This window comes from Mesorhizobium sp. W067 (assembly GCF_054719525.1).
Genome location: NZ_JBTTII010000001.1, coordinates 1,208,912 through 1,222,559, shown reverse-complemented (window position 1 = coordinate 1,222,559; position 13,648 = coordinate 1,208,912). Strand labels below are relative to the sequence as shown.

The window sequence follows — 13,648 nt, the reverse complement described above, 5'->3', positions numbered from 1 at the left end:
AATTGCCAGCCGCGCCAGATATGTCAGGGGGCGACGTCCTTGGTCGGGAAGCCGCAGGACGTTCCGAGGTTGCGGTAGGCCTTGGTGAAGCCATCCATCGGGATGCTGGCGACAGCCTGCTTGCCGAACGTCACATCGAGCGAGATGACCTGGCGCATGGCACGCAACAAAGCGAGACTGGTCTTGGCCTGGTTGTCGACGGTCCAGCTCGGGCGGCCGGCATCATTGGAATAGACGGTCGCGGAAACCTTGACGCCGGGGTCGCCAAAGGTCGCGGCGATCTTCTTGCCGGTCGGCAGCTCCTTGTTGGCGATCGTGAACATGATCGCCGGATAGGCATCGGGCGGCAGGGCGTCGCCAGTCGAGATCGAAAGCGTCAGCGTGCCGGCATTGCCGTTGCCGTCGACAAAGGCTGTCGAGGCCGCACACGTCTTGTGCGAATCCTGGCCGGTGTCGAGCTCATCGATGATGGTAGTCCACCTGCCAAAGGTGTTGGTGGCCGGGATATCCGTGCCCGGCTGCGTCTGCTCCTGGGCTATCGCGCCTGACGCGGTGAAAGCGGCAAGCGAGCCGATGAAGGCCAGAACGGCAGGACGGAATATGCGCATCGTCAGATCTCCAACAGGCCGCGCCGCCCGGACAGCAAGACGCGCAGAGCGCGGGATAAAAGACGAAGCGCCGCTGGTGGTCAACCGAGATAGGGATAGAGCGGGAAACGATCGGTCAGCGCCACGACCTTTGCCTTCACCGCCGCCTCGACCGCCGCATTGCCTTCGTCGGAATTGGCGACCTTCAGCCCGTCCAGCACTTCGGCGATCAGCTTGCCGATCTCGCGGAACTCGGCCTGGCCGAAGCCGCGCGTGGTGCCGGCCGGCGTGCCCAGACGCACGCCCGAGGTGACGAAAGGCTTTTCCGGATCGAACGGGATGCCGTTCTTGTTGCAGGTGATGTTGGCGCGGCCGAGCGCTGCCTCGGCGCGCTTGCCGGTGGCGTTCTTGGGCCTGAGATCGACGAGCATCAGATGGTTGTCGGTGCCGCCGGAGACGATGTCGAGGCCGGTTTCCTTGAGGCTCGACGCCAGCGCCTTCGCGTTGGCGGCGACACTCTCGGCATAGAGCTTGAAGCTCGGCTTCAGCGCCTCGCCGAAGGCGACCGCCTTGGCGGCGATGACATGCATCAGCGGGCCGCCCTGCAGGCCGGGGAAAACCGCCGAGTTCATCTTCTTGGCGATGTCCTCGTCATTGCACAGGATCATGCCGCCGCGCGGGCCTCGCAACGATTTGTGCGTGGTCGTGGTCACGACATGGGCGTGCGGCAGCGGTGACGGATGCACGCCGCCGGCAACCAGGCCGGCGATATGGGCCATGTCGACCATCAGATAGGCGCCGACCGCATCGGCGATCTCGCGAAAGCGCTTCCAGTCCCAGATGCGCGAATAGGCGGTGCCGCCGGCCAGGATCAGCTTCGGCTTGGTCTCATGCGCGGTCTTTTCGATCGCGTCCATGTCGAGCAGATGGTCGTCCTTGCGCACGCCGTAGGAAACGACCTTGAACCATTTGCCGCTCATGTTGACGGGCGAGCCGTGCGTCAGGTGGCCGCCGGAATTCAGGTCGAGGCCCATGAAGGTGTCGCCGGGCTGCAAGAGCGCCAGGAAGACCGCCTGGTTCATCTGGCTGCCGGAATTCGGCTGGACATTGGCGAAGTTGCAGCCGAACAGCTTTTTGGCGCGCTCGATGGCGAGTTCCTCGGCGACGTCGACGAACTGGCAGCCGCCATAATAGCGCTTGCCCGGATAACCCTCGGCGTATTTGTTGGTCATGATCGAGCCCTGCGCCTCGAGCACGGCGCGCGAAACGATGTTTTCCGAGGCGATCAGCTCGATCTCGTGACGCTGGCGGCCAAGCTCGTTGCGGATCGAGCCGAAGATCTCCGGATCGGCATCTTCCAGCGTGGTTTCGAAGAAGGATTCGAACTTGTTCGACGCTGCCGCTGCAGTTGCCATGGCCTGAAATCCTTCGGTTCGGGGCATTTATCTATGCATATCGTTGCCCCGAAACCGCTGCACGGTTCCGGGCGACATGCATTGCCGCGCCATTAACACAGTTGTTTTCGCCTCGCCACGTTTGCAGCGCGAAATTTGCTGGCCGGATTGCGCCAGAGCGGCCCTGAACCGCTATTTTCGCTCCTGCCGCCCCTGCAGCAAGGCTTCGGTGAGCGTGATCTCGGTAAACAGCGCCCGCGCCGTATGGTCGTTGATCGCGCCGCTGCTTAACATGTCGCGCACGGCGATGCGCTCGGCCTCGATGCCGGCAAGCCGCATTTCGAGCTCCAGCCGCCCGGCTTCGCGGGCCTCTGCCCGGGCGTCGTCGGCCTCGTCCGAAGTGGCGATGCGGCGCCGGTAGCCGGCGACGATGTTTTCGGCGGCGGCAAGCCTGGCGCCGGGCACCTCGCCCTGGTCGTCGTCGCTGGCGCCCGCCATGCTTTCGATGCGGGCGATGGCCGCCTTGGCGGCGCCGATGCGGGCGAGACGCTCCTCGATGGCGCTGCCATCCTCGCCCGCCTCGACGAGTCCGTGCGCTATCTTCGGCAGCGCCACGCTGGCGATGGCGAGCGAACAGATGATGACGCCGGCGGCCAGGAAGATCACCAGGTCGCGCGCCGGAAAAGACGAGCCGTCCGGCATGGCAACCGGCAGCGAGAGGATGCCGGCCAGCGTGATCGCGCCGCGCACGCCCGCCACCGAGCCGGCAAGCCGCACACGGATGCCAAACGGCTCGGCCTTGCGCTTTCCCCATTTTGCCTTGAGGCCTGCCGCGATATCGCCGACCCAGATCCAGAGGAAGCGCAGCGCGATCAGGCACAGCGTCAGCGCTATCACCGTCGCGACCGGCTGGATGATCGGGTAATGGCCGGTCAGTTCGGGCGGCACGCGGTGGATGATTTCGGGAAGCTGCATGCCGAGCACGATGAACAGCGCGCCATTGTAGACGAAGGACAAGGTCGTCCACAGCGAGATCGTCTGCATGCGCGCCGAGACGCCGAGGAAGCGGAAGACGCCGGAGCCGCCGGTCAAAAGCCCGGCGGTGACCGCCGCCAGAATGCCTGAGGCATGCAGATGTTCGGCGACGAGATAGGCAATGAAGGGCAGCAGGACCATGACCAGAACCTGCGCCTCGGCCGGAACGCCCCCGATGCGATTCAGAAGCTGCAGCAGCCTGGCGGCGATGAACAACGCGGCGATGCCGGCCAGGATGCCGATGGCGACGGCATAGACGAAGGACAGCGATGCATCGGCGAAGGAAAAGCTGCCGGTCACGGCGGCGGCGACGGCGAAGCGGAACATGACCAGGCCCGAGGCGTCGTTGAGCAGCGCCTCGCCTTCCAGAATATGCATCAGCCGCGCCGGCACCAGGCTTCTGTCGACGATCGAGGACACCGCCACGGCGTCGGTCGGGGACAGCACGGCGGCGAGCGCGAAGGCGACGACCAGCGGGATGCTCGGCACCAACCAGTGCAAGGCATAACCGAAGCCGACAATGGCAAAGAAGACCAGCCCGATGGCCAGATCGAGGATCGGTCCGCGCAGCGCGATCAGCTCGCGTTTGGGCGCTCCATAGGCATCGCCGAACAAAAGCGGCGGAATGAACACCAGCAGGAAGAGTTCGGGGTCGATCTCGACATGGATGCCTTTCACCGGCCAGGCGAGCGCGGCGCCGATGGCAATCTGCAGCACCGGCAGCGGCACCCGAACCAACCGCACCAGTGCGCCGGAAAGAGCGACGAAGACCAGCACGGCGAGGATGAAGATTGCGACCTGCATGGCGCGATTCCGGCTGTTTTGAGGACCATGCGCAATTGCCGTTAGTCCGTCCAGATGGGCCTGCGGCGCAACGTCCGGCAGTGTTCATGGCCTGCATGGCTGGCGGCCACCAGTCTTCTTCTGTTGGGATGTCGAACGGAAAAGGCCACCTTGCGGTGGCCTTTCCTGAAGGAGATCAGCAGCTTAGAGCGAAGAGGTGATCTGCAGTTCGCTGGCGCCATCGAGCGCGTAGACGTCGTCGCGGAACTGCACGACGCCCGGACCCGTCGACCAGGCCGACACATAGAGGAAGTGGACCGGAACCGGGTTGACGACCTGCACCGGCGTGTTCTCGCCGGTCTTGATGGTCGCCTCGAAATGCTGGCGGTCCCAGCCGGGTGTGTCGCGCAGGACCCATGTGACGAGGTCGCGCACGTTCTGGACACGCACGCAGCCCGAGGAATCGAAGCGCATCATCTTGCCGAACAGGCTTTGCTGCGGCGTATCGTGCATGTAGACGCCGTCGGGGCTGGGGAAGTTGATCTTCACCGAGGCCATGGCGTTGCCGGAACCCGGATCCTGGCGGAAGCGGTATTTTGCGGCATCATCCGTCGACCAGTCGACAGTCATCGGATCGACTTCGCTGCCATCAGGCGCAAACAGCCGGATGTGGCTGTCCTTGAGATAGTCGGGGTTCTTCCGCATCAGCGGAATGATGTCCTTGCGCACGATCGAGACCGGCGCGTTCCAGTAAGGATTGACGATGATCTCGTTGATCTTGGAATTGACCACCGGGGTCTGGCGGTCGATCTTGCCGACGATTGCGGTGTGGCGCAGCACGACGCGATCGTTCTCGACCGCCTCGATCTGTGCCGCCGGGATATCGACCAGCACATAACGGCTGCCCAGCGTGCCGGCCTTTTCGCGCAGGCGCTCCAGGTTGGTCTGCAGCTGACCGAGGCGGATCTGCGCCGAAACGTTCATCGCCGCATAAGTGTATTTGCCCATGGCGCCGTCGGCCGGCAGGCCATGGCGCGCCTGGAAGCGCTTGACCGCGGCGTCGACGTAGGAATCGAACGACGTCGAAATGCCGGCGCTCTGCGCCAGGTCGCCCGAAATCATCAGCCGCTTGCGCAGCGGCACCACGTCCGGATCGTCGACGCCAAGCTGCAGCTTCTTGGTCGCCGGCACCTCGCCCCAGCCGCCCTGGGCGACGATGTTCTGATACTGCGCCACCGCCTGTTCGGTGAAGGCGACCGTCTGCAGGCTGAAGATCGGCAGCGTCGAGGCGACCTTGCCGCCTTCCGAGGCGCGGGCGTCGAACTGGTCGTCCCAATTGCCGCGGGCCGAAGATTTCAGGATATCGTCGATGACATCCTGCGCGCTGGCGGCATTGGCAACCATGGCGACGGCTAGCGCGGAGGCTCCAGAAAGGAAAAAGCGGCGGCTGGTTCTCATGGACGTTCCAGACATTCTTGTCGTGTTTGGCTTGTAGCGTTTGGCTGTTGCAGCGTTCGGCTACGTGCTCGATGTTGGGCGATATCGCCCGCACTTTAAAGTTGGCACTGTTAACAATTAGCCAACCATGACCTGCGTCACCTGGCCGTCAAAAGCGGACGGCGATGCGACCTTACAGGCGCGCGAACAGCTTTCGCCGCCGCATACCCACACCCCTCGCTTCCACCGCGAATATGGCGGCAACGTGGCTTTGCGCCGAATTGGAAGCGCAGGCGGCTCGAAAAAGAAAAGGCCGGTGCTTTTCGGCACCGGCCTGTTGGCTGAGACTTGCCTCCGGCCGCGCTTCTTCCGGCGCAGCTGCTATTCAATGGCCCGCTGATTACATCCTGTAGGCAATCGTGTCGTTCCAGAAGCGGTCGAGGCGCTGCAGCGCGCGGTTCATCTGCTTGAACTCTTCGCTGTTGATGCCACCGACCTGTTCGATCGAGCCGACATGGCGCTCATAGAGACCGGCGACGACTTCCGCCACTTCATTGCCCTTCGGCGTCAGCGAAACGCGGACCGAACGGCGGTCGATGCGCGAGCGCTGGTGGTTGATGAAGCCGAGATCGACCAGCTTCTTCAGATTGTAGGAGACGTTCGAGCCGAGATAGTAGCCACGCGAGCGCAGCTCGCCGGCGGTCAGTTCGGAATTGCCGATATTGAACAGAAGCAGCGCCTGGATGGCATTGATGTCGGAACGGCCGTTGCGGTCGAACTCGTCCTTGATCACGTCAAGCAGACGGCGATGCAGACGCTCCACCAGCTGCAGCGATTCCATGTAAAGCGAACGGATAGCCTCGCGGCGATCGTCGGATACGTTGGCGGTCTTCGCCGCCGGACGCGAATTGATCATTGTCTTTGCCTCTCGTTTGTCGCCCTGGTGATTTTTTGTTTTTCACCTTGATTGCGACACTATCGAATACTCATAAAATTCGACTTAAACGCTAGGGCTAACAAGAGCTTACCGGTAATAGGTTTCGCAAGACGCTTAACGAACGGTCACCCGAGCAAGGATAATTAACCTAAAGATTTACCCAATGGCTGCGGGGCGGCGTTTCAGGCGCGCGCAGGGCGCTTGCGCATCCAGATGACGACGCGGAAGGCGATGTAGAGCAGCGCGACCGCGGCATGCGAGAAGACGATCAGCGGCCGGTGGCCGTAGAGATCGGGGAAGCCGGCATACATGATGGTCTCGGTGACAGCACAGATGAACCAGATCACCGGGCCCCACGACGCCAGCATCCACAGGCCGGCGGCGGCGAAGGGGAAGAACACGGCCAGCATCACCGCCACGACCTGCCAGTGCACCGGCATCAGGTCGAAGCGCCACAGCGGGCCGGGATAAAAACCGATCAGCCGGATCCAGTACAGGATGCCGAACAGCAGGCAATAGCCCGCTATGACGCGCAGGAACCAGGCGAAGATGATCTCGACGCCCGAGGGCTGCAGCACGATGCGCCGCGACGTGACCTCGCTCACAGTTCGAGCTCCCGTTCGAGCGGCGCGAAATAGGCGTCCACCGAAGCAGCGTCGACCTCGGCCAGGCTTGCCGGCCGCCACTGCGGCGTCGAACCCTTGTCGACGAGGACGGCGCGGATGCCTTCATAGAAGTCGTGCCCGGCCAGCATGCGGTTGAGGATGCGGAACTCCATCTTCATGCAGGCTTCCATCGACAGCGTCAGCCCGGCGCTGATCTGGCGCCACGCGACATTGAGGCTGGTCGGCGAGCGGGTGCGGATGGTGGCCAGCGTCTTGGCGGCAAACTCGTCGGCGCCTGCCGCCCGCTCCAGGCTCTCGAGGATTTCGGCGAGCGACGGTTGGGAAAAATGCCGGGCGATGGCTTCCAGCACCGGCTGGGCGGTTTCGCGCCGGGCCGGCACGAAGAAGCCGCGCAGCACCGATTCCGGATCGCCATTGGCGCAAAGCCGGTCGAGAAAGGCAGCCTGGTCGGCGGCCTTGATGGTGTGGGTGGCCAGGCCCGACCACAGCGCATCGCCATAGCGAATGCGGTTGCCGGTCAGCGCCAGATACATGCCGTAGCTGCCGCCAAGGTCGGGCAGCAGATGGCTGCCGCCCACGTCGGGGAAGAAACCGATGCCGACTTCGGGCATGGCGAACTGGGCGTTCTCGGTCAGCACGCGCTGCGAGCCGTGGAAAGAGATGCCGACGCCCCCGCCCATCACGATCCCGTCGATCAGCGCGACATAGGGCTTTTTGTAACTGTTGATGCGGGCGTTGAGCCGGTATTCGTCGGCGAAGAACTCGACCGGCGGCTTCCCGGCGCGGGCCTCGTAGACGTGCATGATGTCGCCGCCGGCGCAAAACGCTCTGCCCTCGGCCTTGACGACGACGACATCGACGCCGGTATCGCGTTCAAAAGCGTCGAGCGCCTTGTCCAGCGCCTTGATCATGCGATGTGTCAGCGCATTGAGCGCCTGCGGCCGCGTCAGCGTGACGACGCCTGCCTTGCCCAACCGTTCGAAGCGGATCTCGTCGCCGCCGCCAAAGTCCATCGTCAGAGAATCCCTCCCCGCGCCTGCGGGACTGAAGTGCTAAAGGTGGCGCATGGGTGCGTCAACCGGCGGGCGCGGTTTGGATTTTCGCAATGCAACGCGACCGTGCTTTGCCCCGGGCAGAAATGCGCGCAGAATTGCCGGCGAAACAGCCTTTCTTCTGATGCAGGGACAAACGCATGACGCTTGAAACCGCAGCGCCGAGCCATGGCTGGGAGATGCCGAAAAAGTTCGACCCGGATGATGTTCTCAGCCGCCCGCTGATGGCCAATCTGGCGACCGTGACCGCTGACGGCGCGCCGCGCAACGCGCCGATGTGGTTCATCTGGGAGGACGCTGCGATCTGGCTGCTCGGCTCGACCGGGGCAAGTGCTGTCAAACACCTCGAACGTGACCCGCTGCGCCGTGGAGATCGTCCATTTCGACAGTGAGGCCGGCATCCTGCTGCATCTCGGCCTGCGCGGCGTCGCCACCATCGAAGCGATGGCGCCGAACCGCTTCAAACGGCTGCTGCACAAATATCTCGGCCCGGAGGCGACCTGGAACCGCTGGTTCATCGACAATGTGGCCGACATCGACCATCCGGACGGGCGCCTGATCCGGCTCGCCCCGGAGAGCATCTTCACCAACAATGTGTCGTTCTTCAAAACCGGCCCCGAGCTGGCGTGGCCGCCGAAGCCGTAAGCAGCGCGTTATCGACTGGCACAATCGTGTCGCATTGGTCAGCGGCAAGGCCTCGTGGTAAAAGCCGCCCCGACCCGGAGTTTTTGCGATGAACAAATTCACCCCCGCGACGAGCAACAAATTCGCACCGGCAAAGCCCGCCGGTGCGCGCAGCGTCGACGAGATCACCGGCAGCCGCCGCTTGCGGCGCATGCGCAAGGCCGACTGGTCGCGCCGCCTGGTGCAGGAAAACCGGCTTACGGTGAACGATCTGATCTGGCCGATCTTCGTGATCGACGGCAAGAACACGCGCGAGCCGATCGCCGCCATGCCCGGCGTCTTCCGCCTGTCGCTGGACCTCGCCGTCAAGGAGGCCGAGCGGGCCGCTAAGCTCGGCATTCCGGCGATCGCCACCTTCCCCAATGTTGAACTCAGCCTGCGCGACCAGACGGGATCGCACATCCTCGACCCGGAAAACATCATCAACCGCGCCACCCGCGCCATCAAGGACGCGGTGCCGGAGATCGGCATCATCACCGATGCGGCGCTCGACCCGTTCACCTCGCACGGCCATGACGGCATCTTGCGCGACGGCATCATCGTCAATGACGAGACGGTGGAACAGGTGACCGCCGCGGCCGTCATCCAGGCGGCGGCCGGCGCCGACATCATCGCGCCGTCCGACATGATGGACGGCCGCATCGGCGCCATCCGCGACGCGCTCGACGCCAATGGTTTTCAGGATGTGGCGATCATGTCCTATGCGACGAAATTCGCCTCCGCCTTCTACGGCCCCTACCGCGAGGCGGTCGGCACCGCCGGCCTGCTCAAGGGTGACAAGAAGACCTACTATCTCGACCACGCCAATTCCGACGAAGCGGTGCGCGAGGCCGAGCAGGACATCGCCGAGGGCGCCGACATGCTGATGGTCAAGCCCGGTCTGCCCTATCTCGACATCATCCGGCGGTTGAAGGATGAGTTCCAGATGCCGACCTTCGCCTACCAGGTTTCGGGCGAATATTCGATGATCAAGGCGGCGGCTGCCAATGGCTGGATCGACGGCGAGAAAGCGATGCTGGAATCGCTGCTCGCCTTCAAGCGCGCCGGCTGCGACGGCATCCTGACTTACTTCGCGCCGGAAGTGGCGCAGATGCTGAAGGGATAAATTTCACTCCAGCACATAACTCTCTTTGACATTTCTTGTTTCGAAATCCAGCCGACCGCTCCCGTAAACCGACATGTCTTGGAACAAGTCGGGATTCTTGATGCCTGCTTCAACACAGGCTTCTCTCAATTTGGGGGTGCAAATGACAATGCCCATGTTCTTCTGTTTGAAGATATGCGCATCGCCAACAATCTCCTCCTTGAAATAGAAGCAGGCGCCTCCGGCGCGGTCGTAGTGGACGCCTCCATTCTCGCCGATCAAAAGCCTAAACTTCGACGATTCGAGATCCACGGCATCAATCTTGCGAACGATGTCGCAAAGGTAGTGCTTTGGTTCGATCGGCTTTCCGCTCAAATAGAATACGTCGCAGTCGTTAAACACGACCCCATCGGGGTCGACTGACTGCAGAACGTCCTTCAGGCGCTCGGATACAAGCCAGTAACAATGAAAATCTTCTAAGTCTTTTGGTGGCCTGCAATAGTCTGTCGCTTCAGGCCGTAGCCTGGGCGTCTCCGGGTACTCAGGAAAGCCGTATCCCCCAAACTCCGTCGGCCCGAGCAGTATGCGGGATGGCGGCACCAAAGCTTGGGCGTTTTCCAGCTGAAGACAATGGGACCCGCCGCGATATGTCGGTCCGATCTGGAAGAATTTTCCATGTTTCTTGAATTTCGCCTCTTTGCGGAAAACCCGCTCTGGGACTTGAGCTGGCCTATTCTGCGGGCGGTTCCGGTTGGCAAACAGTTTTGCAATGAGTGAAATAATGGTCACGTGCGCGCCTGCTCAGTTTACCGACTTTCGAGTTCAAGACTAAATCGCGTGAGAGTACCCGTCCACCTGCTTCGCGCCCGAAGTGGCGCAAATGCTGAAGGGTTAGCCGGAACCCTGATACACCGGGTTCCGGCTTTTCCTCACGCCTTCGGCAAATAAGGGATCGTTCCAGCGAGATCGGTATCGTCGATCAGTTGGAAGCGGCTGTCGCTGCCCTTCCGGCGCTCCGCCACAAACGGAGCGTATTGCGGATCGTTGGTGAAGGCTTCGGCTGCCTTTGCCGACGGAAACGCCATGATGGCGATCAGGCTGGTGTCGAGCGGCTTGCCCTCCAGCGTCTTCACATTGCCGCTGCGGGCGAGATACTTGCCGCCATGCTTGTGGACGAGGTCATGCACCGAAGCGGCATAGGCCGGCACCCATTTGTCGTCCTTCACCTTGATGTCTGCGATCACGTAAGCGGTCATTGTCCAACTCCTCATGGATCGGCACCGGACTGCCCGGTGACGTGACCGCTGCCTCGCATGGCGGCGCCGGACCGCTCCAGTCACAGAACTGTACCGGGGGTGCCAGTACAGCTTCTGTACTGGCTGAACTCAGGTTTTCTGAATAAGGTCCGGCAACATCTTTTGGAGCTCACCACATGACACAAGCCGGTTACAAGCAATTCTGCCCGCTCTCCATGGCCGCCGAGCTGCTCTGCACACGCTGGACCATGGTGCTGCTGCGCGAACTGGTGGCGGGATCGACCCGCTTCAACGATTTGCGCCGCGGCGTGCCGAAAATGTCGCCAACCCTTCTGTCGCAACGGCTCAAGGACCTCGAGGCCGGCGGCATCGTCGAGCGGACCGAGATCGCGACCGAGAAGGGCGTGTTCGAATACCGGCTGACCGAGGCGGGCCGGGATTTGCGCCCGGTTGTCGAGGCGATGGGGTTTTGGGGCCAGAAATGGGTCGAGGCCAGGCTGTCGCTCAAAAACCTCGATCCGTCGCTGCTGATGTGGGACATGCGGCGCAATCTGAACCCCAGTCCGCTGCCGGACGGGCGCACCGTGATACAATTCCTGTACCATGACCTGCCGGCGTCAAAACGATCGTGGTGGCTGATCGTCGAAAAGCAGGGCGAGGTCGATCTTTGCTGGTACGATCCGGGCTTCGACGTCGATCTCTACGTCTCGACCGATCTGTGCACCATGACCTCGATCTGGATGGGGCTGACGACAGTTCACAAGGAACGCGACAAGATCAGCCTGACCGGCGATCTCGACGTCGCCGGCAAGATGCAGATCTGGCTTGGGCTCAGCCCGTTTGCGGTGATGCCGAAGCGCGTGGCGGCTTGAGGTCCCTGCGCATTCCACAGATCGGCTTGCCTCTAAAAATACTAGTTGCAAAATGATCAGTTTGAATACTGATTGCAAATCACAACTGGTCACCGAAAGGGAGTCTCCATGTCCAAACTTCGCGTCAATGCCTTCACCTTGTCGCTCGACGGTTTCGGCGCCGGTCCTGACCAGGACCTGCAAAATCCGCTCGGCGTTGGTGGCGAATATCTGCACAAATGGATGACCGGCACCCGCACCTTCCATGAGATGGTCGGCAAGGATGGCGGCACCACCGATGTGGACGACCGGTTCACTGTCCGCAGCTTCGACAATGTCGGGGCCTGGATCCTCGGCCGCAACATGTTCGGCCCGATCCGTGGCGAATGGCCAGACGAGAGCTGGAAAGGCTGGTGGGGCGACAACCCGCCCTATCACGTGCCGACCTTCGTGCTGACCCACTACAAGCGCGACCCCATTGTGATGGAAGGCGGCACCGTTTTCCACTTCGTTGCCGGCGGCATCCACGCCGCGCTCGAACAAGCAAAGGCCGCGGCCGGCGGCAAGGATGTCCGCGTCGGCGGCGGCGTTTCCACCATCCGGCAATATCTGCAAGAGAAGCTCATCGACGAGTTGCATCTGGCGGTGTCGCCGGTGTTGCTCGGGAGGGGCGAGAGCCTGTTTGCCGGGCTGGATATGCTGAAGCTGGGTTACCAGTGCACCGAGCAGGTGGCGACAGCGCTCGCCACGCATGTGACGATCAAGCGGGTGTAGTGGCGAAGTGATAGGCGCAGGCTTCTTTCTCCCCGTTCTACGGGGAGAAATGCCCGGCAGGCAATGAGGGGCAGCGCTGCTTTTGGAGGTTAGCAGCGTCCGACGGCTGTGAATTCGTCGATGCCGGCGCTGCCCCTCATCCGCCCTTCGGGCACCTTCTCCCCGTGAAACGGGGAGAAGGAAAAGTGCTCAATACTTCTCCGGCACGTAAAGCTCGCGCGGCAGGACCTGGCGCTCGTACTCCGGGTTGAACACCCGCTCGGGCAGCGTGATTTCTTCGTGCGGCACGTCCTCATAGGGCAGCTGTTTGAGGAGATGGTCGATGCAGTTCAGCCGCGCCCGCTTCTTGTCGTTGCCTTCGACGATGTACCACGGTGCCTCTGGGATGTTGGTGCGGGCAAACGTCTCTTCCTTGGCCTTGGTGTACTGCTCCCAGCGCACGCGCGACTGCAGGTCCATCGGCGACAGCTTCCACTGCTTCATCGGGTCGTGGATGCGCATCATGAAGCGCATCTGCTGTTCCTCGTCGGTGATCGAGAACCAGTATTTGACCAGCGTGACGCCGGAGCGGACCAGCATGCGCTCGAACTCCGGCACGTCGCGGAAGAACTCTTCGACCTGATCGGGTTCGGCAAAGCCCATCACCCGCTCGACGCCGGAGCGGTTGTACCAGGAGCGGTCGAACAGCACGATCTCGCCGCCGGCCGGCAGATGCGGCACGTAGCGCTGGAAATACCACTGCGATTTTTCGCGCTCGGTCGGCGCCGGCAGCGCCACGACGCGGCAGATGCGCGGGTTGACTTGATGACGCCGCCCTTGCCGGCGGAATCGCGTCCTTCGAAAACCACCACCAGCTTCTTCTTGTGGTAGGCGACCCAGGACTGCAGCTTGATCAGTTCCGACTGCAAGCCGATCAGGTCGCGGAAATACTGCATGCGGTCGATCGACGGCGGATGCGCGTTCTTGTAGATCTTGGAGATCTCCAGCGACAGCGCCGGCTCCGACATTTCAAGCTCATAGTCCTCGTCGAGCATGTCGGCGAGTTCGGCTTCCAGCCAATCCCTGGCCGGAGAATTCTGCTTCAACTCGGTCATTTCCACTGCTCCGCTTGCCGGCTGGCATGAAACCCTGAGCCGACTCGATATAGG

Annotated in this window: 15 protein-coding genes and 1 pseudogene; 6 read left to right on the top strand and 10 right to left on the bottom strand. The window is 62.4% G+C overall.

Annotated features, from left to right (window positions below; translation table 11 throughout):
* Positions 1 to 23: 23 nt before the first annotated feature.
* From ACYG97_RS05970 to ACYG97_RS05955, 4 genes are all read right to left on the bottom strand, one after another.
* Entirely contained in the window at positions 24 to 608 is a 585-nt protein-coding gene (locus tag ACYG97_RS05970; RefSeq protein ID WP_023682395.1) for an invasion associated locus B family protein, read from the bottom strand.
* 80 nt (positions 609 to 688) lie between these two features.
* A complete protein-coding gene (glyA, locus tag ACYG97_RS05965) occupies positions 689 to 2,002 on the bottom strand; it encodes a serine hydroxymethyltransferase (protein ID WP_023669349.1) in 1,314 nt (437 codons plus the stop codon).
* Positions 2,003 to 2,173: 171 nt separating this feature from the next.
* Positions 2,174 to 3,820 carry a Na+/H+ antiporter gene (locus tag ACYG97_RS05960; protein WP_023734149.1) on the bottom strand — a complete coding sequence of 549 codons (1,647 nt, stop codon included), beginning with the start codon at positions 3,818 to 3,820 and terminating at the stop codon, positions 2,174 to 2,176.
* Between the two features lie 183 nt (positions 3,821 to 4,003).
* Complete coding sequence (locus ACYG97_RS05955) at positions 4,004 to 5,257, bottom strand: L,D-transpeptidase family protein (RefSeq protein WP_023711542.1); 1,254 nt, start codon at positions 5,255 to 5,257, stop codon at positions 4,004 to 4,006.
* 127 nt (positions 5,258 to 5,384) lie between these two features.
* Between ACYG97_RS05955 and ACYG97_RS05950 the strand changes: the two genes are divergently transcribed.
* Positions 5,385 to 5,636, top strand: coding sequence for a hypothetical protein (locus ACYG97_RS05950; RefSeq protein ID WP_023711543.1), 252 nt, complete (start codon positions 5,385 to 5,387; stop codon positions 5,634 to 5,636).
* Here the strand turns inward: ACYG97_RS05950 and ldtR are convergent, their stop codons facing one another.
* The 3 genes from ldtR to ACYG97_RS05935 all read right to left on the bottom strand — a co-directional run bounded on the left by ldtR (position 5,637) and on the right by ACYG97_RS05935 (position 7,812).
* Complete coding sequence (ldtR, locus tag ACYG97_RS05945; RefSeq protein ID WP_023672997.1) at positions 5,637 to 6,152, bottom strand: transcriptional regulator LdtR; 516 nt, start codon at positions 6,150 to 6,152, stop codon at positions 5,637 to 5,639.
* 203 nt (positions 6,153 to 6,355) lie between these two features.
* Positions 6,356 to 6,778 carry a DUF6163 family protein gene (locus ACYG97_RS05940; protein WP_023734150.1) on the bottom strand — a complete coding sequence of 141 codons (423 nt, stop codon included), beginning with the start codon at positions 6,776 to 6,778 and terminating at the stop codon, positions 6,356 to 6,358.
* Complete coding sequence (locus tag ACYG97_RS05935; protein ID WP_023734151.1) at positions 6,775 to 7,812, bottom strand: enoyl-CoA hydratase/isomerase family protein; 1,038 nt, start codon at positions 7,810 to 7,812, stop codon at positions 6,775 to 6,777. The genes ACYG97_RS05940 and ACYG97_RS05935 overlap by 4 nt, the downstream gene beginning before the upstream one ends.
* Positions 7,813 to 7,991: 179 nt before the next feature.
* On the opposite strand from ACYG97_RS05935, the gene ACYG97_RS05930 reads away from it, so the two are divergent.
* The 3 genes from ACYG97_RS05930 to hemB all read left to right on the top strand — a co-directional run bounded on the left by ACYG97_RS05930 (position 7,992) and on the right by hemB (position 9,640).
* The gene (locus ACYG97_RS05930; RefSeq protein ID WP_245260846.1) at positions 7,992 to 8,243 is read left to right on the top strand and encodes a pyridoxamine 5'-phosphate oxidase family protein; all 252 of its coding nucleotides are present in this window, start codon (positions 7,992 to 7,994) and stop codon (positions 8,241 to 8,243) included.
* Positions 8,218 to 8,496 (top strand): hypothetical protein, encoded by a 279-nt coding sequence (locus ACYG97_RS05925; RefSeq protein WP_460221563.1) that lies wholly within the window; start codon positions 8,218 to 8,220, stop codon positions 8,494 to 8,496. Before ACYG97_RS05930 ends, ACYG97_RS05925 begins: the two co-directional genes overlap by 26 nt.
* Positions 8,497 to 8,584: 88 nt before the next feature.
* Positions 8,585 to 9,640, top strand: coding sequence for a porphobilinogen synthase (gene hemB, locus ACYG97_RS05920; protein ID WP_023693252.1), 1,056 nt, complete (start codon positions 8,585 to 8,587; stop codon positions 9,638 to 9,640).
* Positions 9,641 to 9,643: 3 nt separating this feature from the next.
* On the opposite strand, the gene ACYG97_RS05915 is transcribed toward hemB, so the two are convergent.
* Positions 9,644 to 10,408, bottom strand: a complete 765-nt coding sequence (locus tag ACYG97_RS05915; protein WP_023693251.1) for an imm11 family protein — start codon at positions 10,406 to 10,408, stop codon at positions 9,644 to 9,646.
* Between the two features lie 140 nt (positions 10,409 to 10,548).
* Complete coding sequence (locus tag ACYG97_RS05910; protein ID WP_023673003.1) at positions 10,549 to 10,875, bottom strand: DUF1330 domain-containing protein; 327 nt, start codon at positions 10,873 to 10,875, stop codon at positions 10,549 to 10,551.
* Positions 10,876 to 11,051: 176 nt separating this feature from the next.
* Between ACYG97_RS05910 and ACYG97_RS05905 the strand changes: the two genes are divergently transcribed.
* Together ACYG97_RS05905 and ACYG97_RS05900 are read left to right on the top strand one after the other, a co-directional pair.
* Positions 11,052 to 11,747 carry a winged helix-turn-helix transcriptional regulator gene (locus ACYG97_RS05905; RefSeq protein WP_023682403.1) on the top strand — a complete coding sequence of 232 codons (696 nt, stop codon included), beginning with the start codon at positions 11,052 to 11,054 and terminating at the stop codon, positions 11,745 to 11,747.
* Positions 11,748 to 11,855: 108 nt separating this feature from the next.
* Positions 11,856 to 12,500 carry a dihydrofolate reductase family protein gene (locus tag ACYG97_RS05900; protein WP_023697456.1) on the top strand — a complete coding sequence of 215 codons (645 nt, stop codon included), beginning with the start codon at positions 11,856 to 11,858 and terminating at the stop codon, positions 12,498 to 12,500.
* Between the two features lie 189 nt (positions 12,501 to 12,689).
* Here ACYG97_RS05900 and ppk2 read toward each other — a convergent pair.
* Positions 12,690 to 13,594: pseudogene (gene ppk2, locus ACYG97_RS05895) on the bottom strand (polyphosphate kinase 2).
* Between the last annotated feature and the right edge of the window lie 54 nt (positions 13,595 to 13,648).

Bases quoted from the DNA above. Each gene is read 5' to 3' on its own strand.
- ACYG97_RS05930 (WP_245260846.1), top strand. From the start codon at position 7,992: ATGACGCTTGAAACCGCAGCGCCGAGCCATGGCTGGGAGATGCCGAAA.
- ACYG97_RS05950 (WP_023711543.1), top strand. From the start codon at position 5,385: ATGACCTGCGTCACCTGGCCGTCAAAAGCGGACGGCGATGCGACCTTA.
- ACYG97_RS05905 (WP_023682403.1), top strand. From the start codon at position 11,052: ATGACACAAGCCGGTTACAAGCAATTCTGCCCGCTCTCCATGGCCGCC.
- hemB (WP_023693252.1), top strand. From the start codon at position 8,585: ATGAACAAATTCACCCCCGCGACGAGCAACAAATTCGCACCGGCAAAG.
- ldtR (WP_023672997.1), bottom strand. From the start codon at position 6,152: ATGATCAATTCGCGTCCGGCGGCGAAGACCGCCAACGTATCCGACGAT.
- glyA (WP_023669349.1), bottom strand. From the start codon at position 2,002: ATGGCAACTGCAGCGGCAGCGTCGAACAAGTTCGAATCCTTCTTCGAA.
- ACYG97_RS05900 (WP_023697456.1), top strand. From the start codon at position 11,856: ATGTCCAAACTTCGCGTCAATGCCTTCACCTTGTCGCTCGACGGTTTC.
- ACYG97_RS05970 (WP_023682395.1), bottom strand. From the start codon at position 608: ATGCGCATATTCCGTCCTGCCGTTCTGGCCTTCATCGGCTCGCTTGCC.
- ACYG97_RS05910 (WP_023673003.1), bottom strand. From the start codon at position 10,875: ATGACCGCTTACGTGATCGCAGACATCAAGGTGAAGGACGACAAATGG.
- ACYG97_RS05935 (WP_023734151.1), bottom strand. From the start codon at position 7,812: ATGGACTTTGGCGGCGGCGACGAGATCCGCTTCGAACGGTTGGGCAAG.
- ACYG97_RS05960 (WP_023734149.1), bottom strand. From the start codon at position 3,820: ATGCAGGTCGCAATCTTCATCCTCGCCGTGCTGGTCTTCGTCGCTCTT.
- ACYG97_RS05955 (WP_023711542.1), bottom strand. From the start codon at position 5,257: ATGAGAACCAGCCGCCGCTTTTTCCTTTCTGGAGCCTCCGCGCTAGCC.